The 18,170-nt window shown below is 69.4% G+C and carries 17 protein-coding genes; 14 read left to right on the top strand and 3 right to left on the bottom strand.

From position 1 onward, the window contains the following. Positions 1–25: 25 nt before the first annotated feature. On the bottom strand, positions 26–1,753 hold the full coding sequence (locus tag ACH4EW_RS09105; protein WP_398253614.1) for an RDD family protein: 1,728 nt from the start codon (positions 1,751–1,753) through the stop codon (positions 26–28). A gap of 211 nt (positions 1,754–1,964) precedes the next feature. Between ACH4EW_RS09105 and ACH4EW_RS09100 the strand changes: the two genes are divergently transcribed. Continuing rightward, a complete protein-coding gene (locus ACH4EW_RS09100) occupies positions 1,965–2,441 on the top strand; it encodes an SsgA family sporulation/cell division regulator (RefSeq protein WP_398253612.1) in 477 nt (158 codons plus the stop codon). Positions 2,442–2,463: 22 nt separating this feature from the next. Here ACH4EW_RS09100 and ACH4EW_RS09095 read toward each other — a convergent pair whose 3' ends face one another. Next, complete coding sequence (locus ACH4EW_RS09095; protein WP_398253609.1) at positions 2,464–3,831, bottom strand: FAD-binding oxidoreductase; 1,368 nt, start codon at positions 3,829–3,831, stop codon at positions 2,464–2,466. Between the two features lie 97 nt (positions 3,832–3,928). Between ACH4EW_RS09095 and ACH4EW_RS09090 the strand changes: the two genes are divergently transcribed. After that, positions 3,929–5,443, top strand: a complete 1,515-nt coding sequence (locus ACH4EW_RS09090; RefSeq protein ID WP_398253606.1) for a tetratricopeptide repeat protein — start codon at positions 3,929–3,931, stop codon at positions 5,441–5,443. Between the two features lie 153 nt (positions 5,444–5,596). On the opposite strand, the gene hppD is transcribed toward ACH4EW_RS09090, so the two are convergent. Further along, positions 5,597–6,742 (bottom strand): 4-hydroxyphenylpyruvate dioxygenase, encoded by a 1,146-nt coding sequence (gene hppD / locus ACH4EW_RS09085; RefSeq protein ID WP_398253604.1) that lies wholly within the window; start codon positions 6,740–6,742, stop codon positions 5,597–5,599. A 133-nt stretch (positions 6,743–6,875) separates the two neighbouring features. Between hppD and ACH4EW_RS09080 the strand changes: the two genes are divergently transcribed. From ACH4EW_RS09080 to ACH4EW_RS09025, 12 genes are all read left to right on the top strand, one after another. Next, positions 6,876–7,364 (top strand): Lrp/AsnC family transcriptional regulator, encoded by a 489-nt coding sequence (locus ACH4EW_RS09080; protein ID WP_398253601.1) that lies wholly within the window; start codon positions 6,876–6,878, stop codon positions 7,362–7,364. Positions 7,365–7,379: 15 nt separating this feature from the next. Next, positions 7,380–8,027 carry an ABC transporter permease gene (locus ACH4EW_RS09075; RefSeq protein WP_398253599.1) on the top strand — a complete coding sequence of 216 codons (648 nt, stop codon included), beginning with the start codon at positions 7,380–7,382 and terminating at the stop codon, positions 8,025–8,027. 94 nt (positions 8,028–8,121) lie between these two features. Further along, a complete protein-coding gene (locus tag ACH4EW_RS09070; RefSeq protein ID WP_398254751.1) occupies positions 8,122–9,321 on the top strand; it encodes an ABC transporter ATP-binding protein in 1,200 nt (399 codons plus the stop codon). A gap of 101 nt (positions 9,322–9,422) precedes the next feature. Beyond that, complete coding sequence (locus ACH4EW_RS09065; RefSeq protein WP_398253597.1) at positions 9,423–10,217, top strand: ABC transporter permease; 795 nt, start codon at positions 9,423–9,425, stop codon at positions 10,215–10,217. A gap of 1 nt (position 10,218) precedes the next feature. After that, positions 10,219–11,196: a glycine betaine ABC transporter substrate-binding protein gene (locus ACH4EW_RS09060; RefSeq protein WP_398253594.1), complete on the top strand. Its 978-nt coding sequence runs from the start codon at positions 10,219–10,221 to the stop codon at positions 11,194–11,196. A gap of 271 nt (positions 11,197–11,467) precedes the next feature. Beyond that, a complete protein-coding gene (locus tag ACH4EW_RS09055; RefSeq protein ID WP_398253592.1) occupies positions 11,468–12,511 on the top strand; it encodes a DUF4158 domain-containing protein in 1,044 nt (347 codons plus the stop codon). Then, positions 12,418–14,658 (top strand): transposase, encoded by a 2,241-nt coding sequence (locus tag ACH4EW_RS09050; RefSeq protein ID WP_398253590.1) that lies wholly within the window; start codon positions 12,418–12,420, stop codon positions 14,656–14,658. Before ACH4EW_RS09055 ends, ACH4EW_RS09050 begins: the two co-directional genes overlap by 94 nt. After that, positions 14,601–14,762: a hypothetical protein gene (locus ACH4EW_RS09045; protein ID WP_398253588.1), complete on the top strand. Its 162-nt coding sequence runs from the start codon at positions 14,601–14,603 to the stop codon at positions 14,760–14,762. Before ACH4EW_RS09050 ends, ACH4EW_RS09045 begins: the two co-directional genes overlap by 58 nt. Beyond that, on the top strand, positions 14,749–15,357 hold the full coding sequence (locus ACH4EW_RS09040; protein ID WP_398253586.1) for a Fic family protein: 609 nt from the start codon (positions 14,749–14,751) through the stop codon (positions 15,355–15,357). The genes ACH4EW_RS09045 and ACH4EW_RS09040 overlap by 14 nt, the downstream gene beginning before the upstream one ends. 169 nt (positions 15,358–15,526) lie before the next feature. Beyond that, positions 15,527–16,195: a recombinase family protein gene (locus ACH4EW_RS09035; RefSeq protein ID WP_398253584.1), complete on the top strand. Its 669-nt coding sequence runs from the start codon at positions 15,527–15,529 to the stop codon at positions 16,193–16,195. After that, positions 16,192–16,344 (top strand): hypothetical protein, encoded by a 153-nt coding sequence (locus tag ACH4EW_RS09030; protein ID WP_398253582.1) that lies wholly within the window; start codon positions 16,192–16,194, stop codon positions 16,342–16,344. The genes ACH4EW_RS09035 and ACH4EW_RS09030 overlap by 4 nt, the downstream gene beginning before the upstream one ends. Before the next feature lie 166 nt (positions 16,345–16,510). Beyond that, positions 16,511–18,139: an IS200/IS605 family accessory protein TnpB-related protein gene (locus tag ACH4EW_RS09025; protein WP_398254748.1), complete on the top strand. Its 1,629-nt coding sequence runs from the start codon at positions 16,511–16,513 to the stop codon at positions 18,137–18,139. The last annotated feature ends 31 nt before the right edge of the window (positions 18,140–18,170 follow it).

Genomic DNA, 18,170 nt, shown 5'->3' with positions numbered 1-18,170 from the left:
GGGCTCCGTGGGCCCTCGCGCGGAGTCAGCCCGCCACGAAGGTGTGCGCCGCCTTGTCGTGCCAGCACTGGCGCCACGGCCGGTCGAACAGACACCAGAGCACATTCACCACCCCGACGACCAGGACGCCCAGCACGCCATAGACAAGCCAGCGGCGCAGCGCGGCGCCGAAGGACGGGACCTCGTGGGACTCGATGTCCCGCACTTCGAGTCCGCAGAGCTTCTTGCCGAGCGTACGGCCCCACTTCGCGGTCGGCAGCGCCTCCAGCAGGACGCCGAGCACAAGGAACGCGCCGAGTACCCCACCGAACAGACCGGCCGTGGTGTAGTCCACCAGCCAGACGGTGACCGTCTCTCCCGACAGCTTCGCCGCGCTGATCTTCTCGTCGATGTGGTCCATCGCCCGCGAGACGAGCGGGAAGCCGATCGCGCCGACGAGCGCGGCCAGCACCACCGTGTCGATGAGCCGGGCGGCGAACCTCTTGCCGAGTCCGGCGGGCCTGGCCGATGCCTGGGCCTGCGCGAGTTGCTGGAAGGGGTCATTGACCGGGGGCTTCCAGGGAACAACGGGCTGGTCCGGCTGCCCGCCCTGCGCACCGAGTTGCGGGGGCGGCTGCTGCCCCTGGAGCGGGAGGTGGGATTGGTGTTGTTGTGGGTGGTGTTGCTGGGGCTGGTGTTGCTGGGGCTGGTGTTGCTGGGGCTGCGCGCGGGCCGTCTGGTCGGGCTGTGCAAGTTGGTGAGCCTGCTGCGCCCAGGAGGCGGCACCGCCGCCGGGGCCCGGGGTGAGAGGACTGTTGAGCTCGGCGGGGGCCGGGGCTGGGGCCTGGTTCTGGGGGGCCTGGATCTGGGCGGGGGCGGAGGGCTGTACCGGGGCGAGTCCCTGTCCCGTCGTCCGGGGAACGGGCGGGCGGGCGCCCCGGCCCGCGGCGCGGATCACGACCGTACCGTCGGCGGGCGGGCCGCCCGCGTCACTGCCGCCGGGGCGCCCCGGGCGGTCGCCCCGGATCGCGACGGTGTTCTCGGGGGCCTGGCGGCTGCCGTCACGCATGCCCGGCAGCGCACCGCCCGTCGGGTCCGGCGAGGCCGGCCGACGCGGGTCCGCGGGAGCACGGTCCACAGGTTCAAGAACTGCGGGGACCCGGTCCGCGCGCTCCCGAACCGCGGGGGCACGGTCGACGGGTTCCCGGACCGCGGGAGCACGGTCGGCAGGTTCCCGGACCGCGGGGGCACGGTCGACGGGTTCCCGGACCGCGGGAGCACGGTCGGCAGGTTCCCGGACCGCGGGAGCACGGCCGACAGGCAGTCGCGGTACCCGGCCGGACTCCGGCCCCGACGGCCGGCCCGGCTCGCCCTGCCGGCCCGGCTCGCCCTGCCGGCCCGGCTCGCCCTGTCCGCCGGGCTGCCCGGTGCCACCCCAGGAGACCCGCCGGTCGAGTTCCCCACCGAAGCCGCTCTGCCGGGAGGCGTCGGCCTGCCAGACGGTGGCCGGTTCGGGGCGGTTGTCCGCGTACGGCTCCCCGTCGAGGAACACCGGACCGGTCTCGTCCACCGGCGCCGGGGCCGGCGGCTGCGGTTCGGCCGCCGCTCCGGATGGCGTCGCGGGCATCGGCGCGCCCTGCTGAGGGGCGGGCCGGCTCGTGCCGGGCACCCACGAAGCGCCGTTCCAGTACCGGACATATCCGGGAATGGACGGGTCGGGGTAGTACCCCTCACGGGGGCTTTCGTCACCGGGTGCCGGGGTTGGGGCGCTCATCACCGTGGTCCCGTATCTCTTCGCGGCCTCAATATGACGGGTCCACATCTATCAGACGCCCGCGTACCCCTGGGCCAGTCCAGGGGTTTGGGCCACTTTCCGGGCACGCAGAAGTTTTTTCCGGAAGTCGCGTAATAGCTGGCGGGGAGGGCGCTCTCTCCTTGTGCGGACGGTCGCGGGACCGGCCCACAGGCACCGAAAGGACGCACTCATGCACACCGTCGTGGAACGCGATCTGGAGCTCAAGCTGGTTCTGTCGCCCGAACGCAGCATCCCCGTCCCTGCCCGGCTGACCTTCCGCACACAGGACCCGTACGCCGTGCACGTCGCCTTTCACGTGGGCTCCGAGTTCCCCGTGCACTGGACGTTCGCCCGCGAGCTGCTGGTCGAGGGTGTGTTCCGGCCGTGCGGCGAAGGGGACGTGCGGATCTGGCCGTCCAAGTCCGACTTGCGCAACGTCGTCTTCGTGGCACTGACTTCGCCCGACGGCAACGCCCTTCTGGAGGTGCCGTCCGCCGCGGTGGCCACCTGGCTGGAGCGGACTCTGCGGCTGGTTCCGCCGGGGACGGAGAGCGAGCGGCTCGGTATCGACGAATGCCTCGCCGAGCTGCTCGCGCCGCTCCCGGCCGACGATCTGTGGCTGAGCGACCCGTGGGGGCCGGACGAGCCGCAGGACGGCGCCGTATGAGCGGGCACGGTCCGGCCGGCCGTCAGAACACCTTGCCCGGGTTGAGCAGTCCCAGAGGGTCGAACGCCTGCTTGATGCCCCGGTGCAATTCGACGCTCACCTCTCCGAGCTCGCGCGCGAGCCACTCCTTCTTCAGGACGCCGACACCGTGTTCACCGGTGATCGTGCCGCCGAGTTCCAGGCCGAGCGCCATGATCTCGTCGAAGGATTCCCTGGCCCGCCGGGACTCGTCGGCGTCGGTGTGGTCGAAGCAGACGACGGGGTGGGTGTTGCCGTCCCCCGCGTGCGCGCAGACGCCGATGGTGAGGTCGTACTTCTCGGCGACGGCGGCGGTGCCTTCGAGCATCGCGCCGAGCTTCGAGCGCGGCACGCAGACGTCGTCGATCATCGTGGCCGACTTGACGGTCTCCAGTGCGGTGAGCGACATCCGCCGGGCCTGGAGCAGCATGTCGGACTCGGCGGCGTCCTCGGCCGGTACCACCTCGGTGGCGCCCGCCGCGGTGCACAGCTCGGCGACAGCGGCCAGGTCGGCCGACGGGTCCGGGGTGTCGAAGGCGGCGAGCAGGAGTGCCTCGGTGGTGTCGGGGAGACCCATGTTGGCCATCCTGTTGACGGCATGGACTGTTGTACGGTCCATCAGTTCGAGGAGTGACGGGGTGTGACCACGCTCCATGATCCGGCAGATCGCATCGCAGGCGGTGGCCGCGCTCGGGAACTCGGCGGCCAGGACCAGTTGCTGCGGCGGCCGGGGCTTCAGCGCGAGCACGGCCTTGACGACGATGCCGAGGCTGCCCTCCGAGCCGACGAAGAGCCGGGTGAGGTCGTATCCGGCGACGCCCTTCGCGGTGCGGCGGCCGGTGGTGAGCAGCCGCCCGTCGGCGAGGACGACCTCCAGGCCGAGTACGTATTCGGCGGTGACGCCGTACTTCACGCAGCACAGACCGCCGGACGCGGTGCCGATGTTGCCGCCGATGGTGCACGTCTCCCAGCTGGAGGGGTCCGGTGGGTAGTAGAGACCGTGCTCGTTGACCGCCCGGGACAGCACCGCGTTGATGACGCCCGGTTCGACGACGGCGATCCGGTCCACCGGGTTGATCTCCAGGATCCGGTCCATCTTCACCAGGGACAGCACGATGCAGTCGTCGCAGGCGTTGGCCGCGCCCGACAGACCGGTACGGGCTCCTTGAGGGACGACCGGGACGCGCAGGGCCGTGGCTGTGCGCATGATGTGCTGGACCTGCTCGACCGTGCGCGGGAGCACGACGACGGACGGCGTGCCCGCTTCGCAGAAGCTCGCCATGTCGTGGGCGTAGGAGGCGGTGACGTCCGGATCGGTGATCAGGGCCTCGGCGGGCAGCCCCGCACGTAGGTGTTCGAGAAGAGCGTTCACGATCCAAGCCTGGCACTCGGGCCCATTGGTGTGAACCCGCCCGCCACAGCCTCCACAAGACGCGGTGTGCTCATCATACTGACGCAGAGTGATCGGCATGGATGTCACGCCGCAGGAGCCTCCGAAGTCCCCCGATTCGACCGAGCCTCCCCTTGAACCCCCCGGAATCCGCCCCGCACCGCTGGGCCCGGTGTCACCGGGCCCGGATCCGGCCGTGCTGCCGCCCCTCTCACTGCGTACGAAGCTGCGTCGGGCGGCCATGGGCGCGGTGGCGGGTGCGGTACTGGTGACGGGTGCGGTGGTGGCCGTGCCGGATGAGGACGAGAAGAAGTCCGCGCCGCCGCCCGCGCCGGGTCCGGTTTCGCGGGCCCTGAAGGCCAGGGACATGGGCTCCCCCGCCTCGCTCTCCGATCTGACGGCGCTGCTCGGGGACCGGCAGGAGTGGGTGGGCACGCATCCGGCCGACGCGCCGTCGTGGGCGTTGCTCGGTACGGCCTATGTGGAGTGGGGGCAGCGTTCCGCGGACGCGGCGTACTTCGGCCGGGCCGAACAGGCGCTGAAGCGCTCGCTCGACGTCGTGCCGGGTGAGAAGGGGAACACGGCGGCCTGGGTGGGGCTCGCGACGCTCGCCAATGCCCGGCACGACTTCGTCACGGCGAAGAAGTGGGGCGAGAAGGTACGGGCACGGCAGCCGAAGCAGTGGAACGTGTATCCGGCCCTGATCGACGCGTACAACGGCCTCGGTGACTACAAGTCCGCGAACACGGCGGTGGAGAAGTTCACGGCGTTGCACTCCGGCGCCCCGGCGCTCATCCGGACGGCGCAGAGCTACCGGGACCGCGGCCGGCGCAAGGACGCGCTGACCAGCGCCCGGGCCGCGGCGGACCGGGCCACCACACCGGCGCAGAAGGCGGAATGCCTGCATCTGCTGGGCGAACTGGCCTGGGAGCGGGGCGAGCCCGGCGAGGCGGTGGCTCAGTACAGCGCGGCGCTGCGCACCGACCGCGCCAGCCATCCGTCGCTCGCGGGCCGGGCCGGGGCGCTGGTGGCTCTCGGCCGTACCGCCGAGGCCGAGCGCGACTACAAGGCGGCGCTGGCCGACCTCCCCCGGCCGGAATACATGCTGGCCCTGGGCGAGTTGTACGAGTCTCTGGGCCGGGACGAGGATGCCCGGAACCAGTACACGCAGCTCGGCCAGGCTCTCGCGCGTGACGACGGCCAGGGTGTGGACAACGCACTGCTGCGCGGCCGTTTCGAGACCGATCACGGAGACCCGGCCACGGCGGCGAAACTGTTGAAGGCCGAGTGGGCCCGGTCGCACCGCAGCGCGGAGGTGGCGGACGCGCTGGGCTGGGCGCTGCACCGCTCCGGTGACTCGTCCTCCGCCCTGAAGTACGCGACGCAGGCGGTCGACACGGGTGGGCGCAACGCCGCGTACGTGGCTCACCTGGGCGCGATCCAGCAGAGGTTGAAGGACTACGGCGCGGCGCGCCGCAGTCTGGGGGAGGCCCTGCTCACCAACCCGCACTTCTCGCCGCTGGAGGGCCCGGCGGCCCAGAAGGCCCTGGACGCCCTGGCCTCTCCGTCAGCAGGCGGCCCGGAGGGCAGGTAGGCACGCTGCGGGAGCGCCGATGGTGACCTGGGCCCGGCGAAAGGCCCAAGGGCTCCGGAAAGCCAGAAACGGGCCCCCGGGAAGGGGCCCGTTCGGCTGTCCCGGCCGGGAAGGCGGCAGCAGGCCGGCAGCGGCACCAGTGCCGGTCACGCCCTAGAGGTTGCCGCGCTTCTCCTGCTCGCGCTCGATCGCCTCGAACAGGGCCTTGAAGTTGCCCTTGCCGAAGCCCATCGAGCCATGGCGCTCGATCATCTCGAAGAAGACGGTCGGGCGGTCCTGGACCGGCTTGGTGAAGATCTGCAGCAGGTAGCCGTCCTCGTCGCGGTCGACGAGGATCTTCAGCTCGCGCAGGGTCTCCACGGGGACGCGGGTCTCGCCCGCCCACTCGCCGAGGGTGTCGTAGTACGAGTCGGGGGTGTCCAGGAACTGGACGCCGGCCGCCCGCATCGCGCGTACCGAGGCGACGATGTCGTTCGTGGCGAGCGCGATGTGCTGGACGCCCGCGCCGCCGTAGAACTCCAGGTACTCGTCGATCTGGGACTTCTTCTTGGCGATCGCCGGTTCGTTGATCGGGAACTTCACCTTCAGGGTGCCGTCGGCGACGACCTTCGACATGAGGGCGGAGTACTCGGTGGCGATGTCGTCGCCCACGAACTCCTTCATGTTGGTGAAGCCCATGACCTTGTTGTAGAAGCCGACCCACTCGTTCATCCGGCCCAGTTCCACATTGCCGACGCAGTGGTCGATGGCCTGGAAGGTGCGCTTGGCGGGCGGTTCGACGATCGGGGCCGCGGTGACGTAGCCGGGCAGGTAAGGGCCGTCGTAGCCGGTGCGCTCGACGAGGGTGTGGCGGGTCTTGCCGTACGTGGCGATGGCGGCCAGCACGACCGTGCCGTGCTCGTCCTTGACCTCGTGCGGCTCGGCGAGGCCGAGGGCGCCGTGCTCGACCGCGTACGCATAGGCCGCGCGGGCGTCGGGGACCTCGATGGCCAGGTCGACGACGCCGTCGCCGTGCTCGGCGACATGGTCGGCGAGGAAGCGGCCGTGGTCGGTGGACGCCTTGATGACGGAGGTGAAGACGAAACGGGCGGCGCCATTGGTCAGCACGTAACTCGCCGTCTCGCGGCTGCCGTTCTCCGGTCCGGAGTAGGCGACCAGCTTCATGCCGAAGGCCGTCGAATAGTAGTGCGCGGCTTGCTTGGCGTTGCCGACGGCGAAGACGACCGCGTCCATTCCCTTGACCGGGAAGGGGTCGGCCTGCCGGGCTGTGTCGGGGGTGGTGTGCAGAGTCTCAGTCATATTCGAAGACTCTCGCCGCTTCGCAAGGTGCGCAACAGTTCGCGAATCTGCTGGGCAATCTGCATAGCGGACGCGCATGATGGCCGGGCTATCTGTACATGATGACCATCACAGTGACCCCCGGAGGCACACCATGGCGATCGATCACCTGGATGGGCGGCTCATCGTGCTGCTGGCCCGCGAGCCCCGTATCGGCGTCCTGGAGGCATCGCGCCGGCTCGGCGTGGCACGCGGGACGGTGCAGGCGCGCCTCGACCGGCTTCAGTCGAATGGAGTCATCCGCGGATTCGGCCCGACCGTCGATCCGGCGGCGCTCGGCTACCCGGTCACCGCGTTCGCGACCCTGGAGATCAAACAGGGTCAAGGCGCCGATGTACGGGCCCACTTGGCCAGTGTTCCGGAGGTGCTGGAGCTGCACACCACCACCGGGCACGGCGACATGCTCTGCCGTCTCGTCGCGCGTTCCAACGCCGATCTTCAACGGGTGATCGACCGGGTTGTCGGTTTTGATGGCATCGTCCGGGCCTCCACGGCCATCGTCATGGAGAACCCGGTTCCGCTGCGCATCATCCCGCTCGTCGAGCAGGCCGCGGAGGACGGCAACGCGGAGGACAGCAACTGAGCCGAGGAGTGACGTGTGAGCTTCTGGGAGTACCTGGGCAACCAACACCAACAACTGCTCAGCGACGCGTACCAGCACGTCAGTGCCGTGTTTCAGTGCATGGTCGTCGCCACCGCGCTGGGCATCCTGATCGGGGTCGTCACCTATCGCAGCGGATGGGCGGGGTCGCTGGCCATCACGTCGACGGCGACGATCCTCACCATCCCCTCTCTCGCCGCGATCGGTCTGCTCATCCCGCTGGTCGGGCTCGGGGTCGCGCCCACGGTGATCACTCTGACGCTGTACGGGCTGCTGCCCATCGTCCGCAACTCGATCGTGGGGCTGCGCAGCGTCGATCCGTCGCTCGTCGACGCGGCGAAGGGCATCGGGATGTCGCGGCCGGCCCGGCTGTGCCGGGTGGAGCTGCCGCTCGCCTGGCCGCCGATCCTCACCGGCATCAGGGTGTCCACACAGATGCTGATGGGCATCGCCGCCATCGCCGCGTATGCGTCGGGCCCCGGCCTGGGCAATGAGATCTTCCGCGGCATCGCCTCGCTGGGCAGCGCCAACGCGATCAATCAGGTGCTCGCCGGCACGATCGGCATCGTCGTTCTCGCCCTGCTCTTCGACGCCGCGTACGTACTGCTCGGGCGTCTCACCATTCCCGGGGGGATCCGTGTCTGAGACCGACGGCTCCGGGAACGCAGGATCCGATACCGCCAACGGGGGCAGGTCCGCCGGCAGTGCCGGGACGACGAGGACCACGTCCGGCGCCACCATCCATCTGGACAACCTGACCAAGCGCTATCCGGGCAATCCGAACCCGGCGGTGGACAACGTCACGATGGACATCAAGGCCGGCGAAACGGTGATCTTCGTCGGCCCGTCCGGCTGCGGGAAATCCACCACCCTGAAGATGATCAACCGGCTGATCGAGCCGACGTCCGGGCGGATCCTGATCGACGACGAGGACGTCACCGACATCGACCCGGTGAAGCTGCGCCGCAAGATCGGTTACGCGATCCAGTCGTCCGGGCTGTTCCCGCACATGACGGTCGCCGAGAACATCGCCCTCGTACCGAAGATGGTCGGCTGGTCGAAGTCGAAGGTGAAGGACAGGGTCGAGGAGATGCTCGATCTGGTCGGTCTCGATCCGCGGGAGTTCCACGGGCGCTACCCGCGCGCGCTCTCCGGCGGACAGCAGCAGCGGGTGGGCGTGGCGCGGGCCCTGGCGGCCGATCCGCCGGTGCTGCTGATGGACGAGCCGTTCGGCGCGGTCGACCCGATCACCCGGGACCACCTCCAGGACGAGCTGATCCGGCTCCAGCACGAGCTGCACAAGACGATCGTCTTCGTCACCCATGACTTCGACGAGGCGATCAAGCTGGGTGACCGGATCGCCGTACTGCGGGAGCGTTCGCACATCGCGCAGTTCGACACCCCGGAGGCAATCCTCACCAACCCGACGGACGACTTCGTCTCGGGTTTCGTCGGGGCCGGTGCGGCGCTGAAACGGCTCAACCTCACCCGCGTGCGGGACGTGGAGATCGCCCAGTTCCCGACGGTGACGGTCGACGAGCCGCTCCAGTCGATCTTCAACAAGCTGCGCACCAGCCTGCACAACGAGCTGCTGATGCTGGACCGCAGGAACCGCCCGTACAAGTGGCTGCGGCGCGGGGACCTGATGCGGGCCCGGGGTTCGCTGGCGCGTGCCGGGCAGCTGGTCCATGACACGGTGACGCGGGACGCGACGCTGCACGACGCGCTGGAGGCGGTGCTGCTCGACAGCGGCGGGCGGGCCGCGGTGACCGGGCGGCGCGGCGAGTTCATCGGGGTCGTCGACATGCACACCTTGATGAACTCGGTCCACGAACTGCTGGAGGCCGACCGGCTCGCCGCCATCGAGCACCAGCACGACCTGGAGGAAATGCGCGCCCATCAGACCGAACAGGAGCTGGAGGGCGGTGCGGGCGGATGAATCCCAACTCCCCGCGGGGTCCCGAATCACCGCGGACTGCGCGCTCCTTCCGCCCGGCGCCCGCGTCCGGCGGGGACCGCCCGCCCGGCGAACACGACGTCATGGGCCATGCCTTCCGCGACGAGGAGGAGGAACCCCCACCGCCACCTCCGGGGCCGCGGCGCCGGATCACCTGGCGCAAGCTGGTGCTGCTGCCGGCCGCGCTCGCGGTCGTCCTGGCCATCACCTATCTGTGGATCACCCACACCCACCTCGACTCGATCGCAAGGAACTCGCTCACCGGCGGCAATGTGCGGCTGCGCTGGTGGCAGCATGTGAAGCTGACCGCGATCTCGACGTTCTGGGTGCTGGTCATCGCCATCCCGCTGGGGATCGCGCTCACCCGGCGGGGGTTGCGCAAGGGTGCCCCGGTGGTCACGGCGTTCGCCAACATCGGGCAGGCGACCCCGGCGATCGGCCTGCTGGCGTTGCTGGTCATCGGGCTGGGCATCGGGCCGTCGACGGCGATCATCGGCATGGTGATCTACGCGGTGCTGCCGGTGTTCTCCAACACGGTAGCGGGTCTCAAGGCGATCGAGCCGAGCCTGGTCGATGCCTCGCGCGGCATCGGCATGTCGGCGATGGGGACGCTCACCAAGGTCGAACTGCCTCTCGCCGTCCCGCTGATCCTGGCCGGTGTACGGACGGCGCTGGTGCTCAACGTCGGTACGGCGACCCTGGCCACCTTCGTCGGTGGCGGCGGTCTCGGGGACCTGATCACCTCGGGCATCCAGACCCAGCGGATGCCGGTGCTGGTGCTCGGTTCCGTACTGACGGTGGTGCTGGCGCTGCTGGTGGACTGGCTGGCCTCGCTGGTCGAGCTGGCGTTGACGCCACGCGGACTGGAGGTGGGGTGAGATGGTCCCGCGGAAGGTGCGTGCCTGGCTCGTGGGGGCGGTGGTGCCGGCGCTGGCGCTCTCCGGGTGCGGGCTGAAGAGCGGCTCGTCGATGGTGGACAACGTGATGCCGGGCTCCGTCGGCCAGGGGCGGCCACTGCACGGAGCCTCGCTGACCGTCACCTCGAAGAACTTCAGCGAGAACATCATCCTGGGCCAGATGATCGGCCTGGTCTTCAAGGCCGCCGGCGCGGAGGTCCTGGACCGGACGAACCTGCCCGGTTCGATCAGTGCGCGCGAGGCGATCGTCAACGGCAGTGCGGATGCGATGTACGAGTACACGGGCACCGGCTGGATCACCTATCTGGGCCATGCGAAGCCGATCGCCGACCCGATGGAGCAGTGGAAGGCGGTCCGCGACGAGGACCGGAAGAACGGGGTGACCTGGCTGACGCCGTCCACCCTCGACAACACCTACGCGCTCGCCATCAGCAGGAAGAACAACGCGAAGCACCACCTGAGGACGCTCTCCGATGTCGCCGCACTGGCGAAGATGGACCCGTCGGCGGTGACGATCTGCGTGGAGAACGAGTTCGCCTCGCGCGACGACGGGCTGCCGGGCATGGAGAAGGCGTACGGGATGTCCCTCCCGGCCGCCAACATCAAGAAGATGGACGCCGGGATCATCTACACCCAGGTCTCGACGTCCAGTTCCTGCCTGCTGGGCGAGGTGTTCACAACGGACGGCCGGATCAAGGCCATGGACCTCGAGGTGCTCGTGGACGACAAACACTTCTTCCCCAACTACAACGCGGCGCCCGTCATCCACACCAAGACCTTCGAGAAGTACCCGGAGATCGCGGGGCTGCTCGACCCGGTCAGCAGGAAGCTGACGACGGAGGTCGCCCGAGCGCTCAACGCGAAGGTGGATGTCGACGGGCGGGACCCGCACGAGGTGGCGAAGGACTGGCTGATCCGGGAGGGGTTCATCAAGAGCTGACGCAGGAGGGGTTGCGAGCTGCTGCCGGTTTGCTGCACTGAAGTGTGTTGTGGTGAGCGGGAGTGAGTCCTGGTGGGGTCCAGCCAAGGTGAACCCAAAAGCCACCACGGGATGATCTTGGTGTCTTGACCCTCGGTCCTGGCTCTACCACCGGGGGCTTGGCTCTGTCCCGGGTTCCGCTGTTCCGATCCGCCCCCGGCGCTGACGCCGCGATGATCCCGCGCGGGTGCGCATGGCGCGCTCGGCAGGCTGGGCATCGGGTGGGGTGGGGATGACTTCGATCGAGCGGACCGCGTACCCGCGGTTCAAGCGGCTGATCACCGCGCGTGAGCTGCACGTGTTCTTCACGCCCTCCGAGGAGGAGCGGGCCTGGGCGCAGGAGGCCGCGGACTCCGACGAGCACCAGCTGGCGCTGCTACTGGCGTTGAAGTCGTACCAGCGGATGGGCTGCTTCCCGAAGGCGCACGACGTGCCGGACCAAGTGGTGGAGTTCGTGCGCCGGGCGGCGGAGCTGCTGGAGGACACCCTGCCGGTGTACGCCTCCGGCCGTACCGCCGAGCGGCACCGTTCGTGGGTGCGGGAGCGGTGCGGGATGCGCTACGACGGACCCGGGGCCCGCGCGCTGGCCGAGGAGACGATGCGGATCGAGGCGGCGTCGAAGAACAACCCGGCGGACCTGATCAACATCGCGTTGGAGAAGCTGGTGGAGGCCGGGCTGGAGATCCCCCGGTTCTCCACCCTGGACGCGATGGCCTCCACGGTGCGGGCCCGGGTGAACGAGGAGATCCTGGCCGGCATCCGGGAGCGGATGACCGAGGACGAGCGGATGCGGCTGCTGGGCCTGGTGGACATCGTCGGCCTGGACGGTAAGACGCTGTTCAACGCGCTCAAGCACAACCCCGGCCGGGCGACCTGGTCGAACTTCAAGCGCCTGAAAGGCCACCTGACGTGGGTCGACGGGCTCGGCGAGACCGGCAAGTGGCTGGAGTCGGTGGCGTCGGGCAAGGTCGCTGACTTCGCCGGCGAGGCACAGGCCCAGGACGCGGCGGCACTCAAGGACTACACCCCGAACCGGCGGGTCGCGCTGATCGCCTGCCTGGCCGCGAAGGCGAGGATGCGGGCCCGCGACGACCTGACGACCATGTTCTGCAAGCGGATGGCGGGCAGGCGAAGAAGGCCCGCGAGGAGCTGGAGGAGATCCGGCGCCAGCAGCAGAAGATCGTGGAGCGGCTGGTCGCCAACTACCGCACGCTGCTGCAGCAGGTCGACGTCGGCGGGCCCGCGCAGACGGCGCGGGCGAAGGCCGCCGCGCTGACCAAGCAGGCGCTGGACGCGCTGGAGGGCCTGGATGAGGAGTCCAGCGCGGCCGAGGCCGCCTCCAAGCTGGAGGGCCGGGTCTCGCCCGCCCTGCTGATGCTGGCCGAGGGGCTGATGGTGCAGTCGAACGGGCTCGCCTCGCTCACCGCGGCGGTGGAAGGGCTCGGCGGGTTCGACGCCCAGTACGCGCAGATCGAGCGGGTCTCCGCGCACCACGGCGACAACTGGGAGGTGCTGCTGCACGGGCACCTGAAGGCCGACCGGCCGGTGATGTTCGATCTGACCGACGTGATCGAGCTGAAGGCCACCAGCGAGGACTCCTCCGTGCTGGACGCCCTCGCCCACGCCAAGGCTCACCGGGCAATGGTGCGCGACTTCATCCCCGACCGCGACGCGGACGGCCGCAAGGTCGACGTCTCCTTCGCCACGCAGAACTGGCAGAAGGCGATCCGCGACCGGCGCCGGCCCGGCCACTTCGTGCGCCGCCACTTCGAGGCGATGGTTTTCTACTACCTCGCCGACGAGCTCCGCACCGGCGACGTCGCGGTGCTCGGCTCGGAGGAGTACGCCGACTGGTCCGAGCAACTGCTGCCCTGGGGGCAGGTCGAGGCGAAGCTGCCCGAGTACCTGGCGGAGGTCGGCCTGAGCAGCCCGGGTGAGGCGGCGGCGTTCGACGGCCGGGCCCTGGTCGCCCAGCTACGCGGTCGCCTGAGTGCGGCGGCTGCCGCGGCGGACAGCGAGTACCCCGAGAACGACGAGCTGTTCATCGACCCCGACTCCGGAGCGCCCAAGCTCAAGGCCCGCCGGGCGGAGAAGCCGCGCAAGAGCGCCCAGGTCCTGGAGCAGGCCGTCAAGGAGCGGATGCCCGAGCGCACCCTGCTGGGCATCGTGGCCCGCACCGCGTATTGGATCGAGTGGTGGAACCGATTCGGCCCGGCCTCCGGCAACGACCCGAAGCTGAAGGACCCGTTCGGCCGGTACGTGATCACGACGTTCGTGAAGGGCACGAACATGACCTTCGCCGAGGCCGCCCGGCACATCGCCGGCGTCTCCGGCCACGAGCTGTCCGTCGCGTCCCGGCGGCACGTCACCACCGCGAAGCTGAACGAGGCGATTGGCGACGTGGTCGACCGGCACGCCCAGCTCGACCTGTCCCGCGCGTGGGGCAACGGCACTACCGCGGCGGCCGACGGCACCCACATGGACACCTACCTGGACAACCTGCTCGCCGAGACGTCCGTGCGCTACGGGGCGGTCGGCGGTATCGCCTACCACCACGTCTCGGACCTGTACATCGCCCTGTTCACGCACTTCGTGCCGTGCGGGGTCTGGGAGGCCGTCTACATCATCGAGGGCCTGCTCAAGAACACCTCCGAGGTCCGCCCGACCACCATCCACGCGGACACGCAGGGGCAGAGCTACCCGGTGTTCGCCATCGCCCACCTGCTCGGCATCGACCTGATGCCCCGCATCCACAACTGGAAGGACCTGCTGTTCTTCCGCCCCTCGCGCACCGCGAGTTACGAGCACATCGACGCCCTGTTCGGCGAAGCCGGGCGCAACGTCATCGACTGGCACCTGATCGAGACCCACTTCCGCGACCTGATGCGGGTGATCGTCTCCATCCGCGAAGGCACCATCTCCTCCGTCCTACTGCTGCGGCGCCTGCGCTCCGGCTCCCGGCGCAACGCCACCTACACCGCCTTCCGCGAGGTCGGCAAGGTGATCCGCACCGTCCAGTTGCTGCGCTACCTCTCGGACAGCCCGCTGCGGGCCCGGGTGACGGCGGCGACCAACAAGGTCGAGGCATTCAACGGCTTCTCGGACTGGGTGCGCTTCGGTCAGAACGGCACCGTGGCCGCGAACGACCCGGTCGAGCAGGAGAAGGACGTGAAGTTCACCTCCCTGCTGGCCAACTTGGTGATCTTCCACAACACCCTGGACATCGCCGACGTCGTGCGCGAGCTGCAGACCGAGGCCACGCGCTGGACTCGGGCGCGGACAACGCCTGGCGCACCCAGACCTCGATCGTCCTGGGCTGGTTCCTCACCAGCACCGGCATGGACCGGGCCGAAGCCGCGCAAGCGGTGGAGAAAGCGATCGGTGGCCGGTTCAAGAGCTGGGTCTACCCGGAGCGGACGCTGATCGAATCCGTCGGCGAGGATCTCGCCACCGGCCTCACCGGCCACGCCCCGTACCAGGACCACCGTGAGAGGGCGGCGCTGGAGGATTTCCATGACCGCTACTGACAGCCTTTCGGTCTGGCTGCGCGTGCGCCGTGAGGTCGACTGGCAACGTGCACCGGCCCTACAGCGGGTCCCGCCCGGCCGCGACGGGTTCCGGTCCTGGTGCGAGGGACCGGTGTGCCGGCGCGACCCGATTCGCGCCGAGCGTCTGCTCGGCGCATACGCCCTGGCCCGGGAAGATGCCGCGCACCGCACCCCGTTGGATTTCGCACTGCTTGCCCGTTGGCAGTGCGAAGTCCTTGCTGCGACACGGGCGCCGTTTCGCGTGAGCGACGCCTATGCGAAGGCCGGCCGCGAGCACTACGGCCTGACCCCTCACACGCAAGCCGATTTCGATTCCTGTCTGCGCGAGACGACCGACCCGGACGTCCCGCTGGCGGGTCGCGCGGCCCGCGCCTACCTCGATGTGGCGTTCTTCCACCCCTTCACCGATGGCAATGCCCGCGCTGCACTGTTGACCTTGGTCCATGTTCTGGCCCGGGAAGACATCGTCCTTCCTGAGGTCGGTCCTCTTCAGACCACCCGCTACGCGGATGACCCGGCCGGTGCCGCCGACCTTGCCGCTCTCATCAGGGTGCTCAACCGCCGCCGATACTGAGGCGTTCGGGCTGAGAGCACCGACAACTTCCCTCAGACTTCAACAAACCATCGTTTGTTGAAGATCGCCTCGCAGGCCGCCGGAAGGACCCCAGAGCCTTCAAAAACTCCTTCAAAAACCCAGGTGGTTCAACAACCCCCGACCACCGTTTTCTGACAGGATTCCGGGCGTGAGCACCCCACTTGAAGACGCCCAGTTTGAACTCCTGGTCGCCGAGCCCGCCATCCGCACCGAGATCCGCATCGGATACGCACGGGTGTCCACCGGCGGACAGAAGCTCGACCGCCAACTCGACGCCCTCAACGCGGTCGGCTGCCGCCGGATCTTCTCCGACAAGAAGTCCGGGAAGAACGACCTGCGACCCGAGCTGAAGGCGTGCCACGCCTTCCTCGCCCCCGGCGACACCCTGGTGGTCCCAGCCCTCGACCGCTACGGCCGCTCGCTGCAGGACCTGATCGCCATGGTCAGCGAACTGCGCAAGCGCGAGATCGGCTTCACCTCCCTGCACGAACGGCTCGACACCACCACCCCCGGCGGCAGGCTCGTCTTCCACGTCTTCGCCGCCCTCGCCGAGTTCATCCGCGAGCTGATCGTCTCCGGCACCCGCGAGGGCCTGGCCGCCGCCCGAGCCCGCGGCAAGGTCGGCGGCCGGCCAACCGTCGTCAACCCCGACATCATCCGGGCCGCCCGCGACATGCTCCCCAACCCCGAGCACTCGATCACCTCGATCGCGAAGCTCCTCGGCGTCAGCCCCGGCACGCTCTACAACCACATCCCCGACCTGCAAGAACTCCGAGCCAGCCGTATCCCCGCCCAGCTCGAAGCGGGCACCCGGTGATCCCCGGCCTGCACCGGACCAAGGGCGGAGCCCTCCAGCTCGGTTCGGACGAGCCCGGCGTGCCCGGACCTTTCGGGACCTGGACTGATCAGGACGACGAGGAGAACGAGCGCGACGCGGCCTGGGACGACACCGAACCGCACTGCTGACGTACCAAGATCATCCCGTGGCGGCTTTTGGACTCACCTTGGCTGGCCCCCCTGGTGGTGGGTTCGCGGGGTGGGAACGGGGGTTCTGGAGCCGAATGGGTGACCTTGGCGGTGGTTGCTCGTTGGGCTTGGCAGGTGTCCGGCCTGGCGGGAGGGGGGTGGTGTGGTGGGTGGTTTGCGGGAGTTGGCGGCGCCGTTCGTGGTGCCGGGGCCTTGTGGGGTGGCGGTCCGGGACCGTCTGAAGCACCTCACGCCCCAGGACGAGAACGTGCTCCGCGCCGTCGGTGAGCATCAAGGGCGTCTGGCCTCGCGTGACCTCAAAGCTCGCTGCGCGGATGGTCTGGAGCACAGCGCGGACACCTGGGCATCGCGCAAACGGAACCTGACGCCGCTGTCGTCGTCACGGATCGCGGGTGCGATCACCAAGGCCACGCACGACCAGTGGGCACTGGCACGCCGTGGTCAGGCCGCACACATCCAGACACTGGAAGCCGGAATCAAGACGCTGCGCCACCGCCTGTCCCTCCCGATCGGGGAACCCGGGACGAAGCGGGCCCCAGGCGGCTACCGCTCCCGGAGCGAATGGTTCTACAAGTCCCGGCGCCTGGCCGCGCTGGAGGCGCGGCATGCGGCCGTTGTCGCCGAACGGCAAGCCGGACATGTGCGTGTGGTGCGGGGCGGCAAACGTCTCCTCAACACCCGCCACTACCTTACCCAAGCCCATCTGACCGAGGAGCGGTGGCGGGAGCGGTGGGAGGCGGAGCGTTGGTTCATCGCGGCGGATGGTGAGTCGGGGAAGCGGTTTGGGAACGAGACGATCCGTGTCACCCCGGACGGTGAGGTGTCCATCAAGCTGCCCGCCCCGCTCGCGCACCTTGCCAACACCCGGCACGGCCGCTACACCCTCACCGCCACCGTGGCGTTCGCGCACCGGGGCGTGGAGTGGGGCGACCGCATCGCCGCGAACCGGGCCGTCGCCTACCGCATCCACCTCGACACCTACCGCCGCCGCTGGTACCTCACCGCATCCTGGCAACGCCCCATGGTGCAGACCATCCCGCTGGAGACCGCCCGCGCCCGGGGCATGATCGGCGTCGACACCAACGCCGACCACTTCGCCGCCTACCACCTCGACCCGCACGGCAACCCCATCGGCAACCCGCACCGCTTCGGCTACGACCCGACCGGCACCACCGCCCACCGCGACGCACAGATCCGCCACGCCCTGACCCGCCTGATCCACTGGGCCAAGCAGACCGGTGTCGCCGCGATCGGCATCGAGGACCTCGACTTCACCACCGAGAAGACCCGCGAGAAACACGGCCGCAAGAAACGGTTCAGGCATCTGATCTCGGGCATCCCGACCGGCAGGCTCAAGGCCCGGCTGGTCTCCATGGCCGCCGAACAAGGCCTGGCCGTTGTCGCCGTCGACCCCGCCTACACCTCCCTGTGGGGTGCCCAGCACTGGCAGAAACCGCTGGCCACCCCCAAGCGAAAGATGTCCCGTCACGATGCCGCTGGTATCGCGATCGGACGCCGCGCCCTTGGACACCCGGTTGGGCGTCGGACGGCACCGCCCCCACACGACCGGAGTGATCGTGCGGGGCATCGGACCGCCCAGGCCAGGCCAGGCACCCGGGGGCGTGAGGGAACCCGCCCACCCGCAACGGATCACGCCCCTGGAGGCGTGCCGCCGAACGGGACGCGAAAGCGGGAACCCAGCGCATCCAACACCGTTCGGGATGCGCCCAGTACACAGCAGTGGGTCCAGGACTCACTCATGCGCACTGGTTAGGAACGGTTCATCAAGAAGGGGTGAGGGGGCT

The organism is Streptomyces sp. NPDC018000, assembly GCF_044328025.1.
In the GTDB taxonomy this organism is placed as follows: Bacteria; Actinomycetota; Actinomycetes; order Streptomycetales; family Streptomycetaceae; genus Streptomyces.
This window is presented reverse-complemented; position numbering and strand designations above follow the sequence as displayed.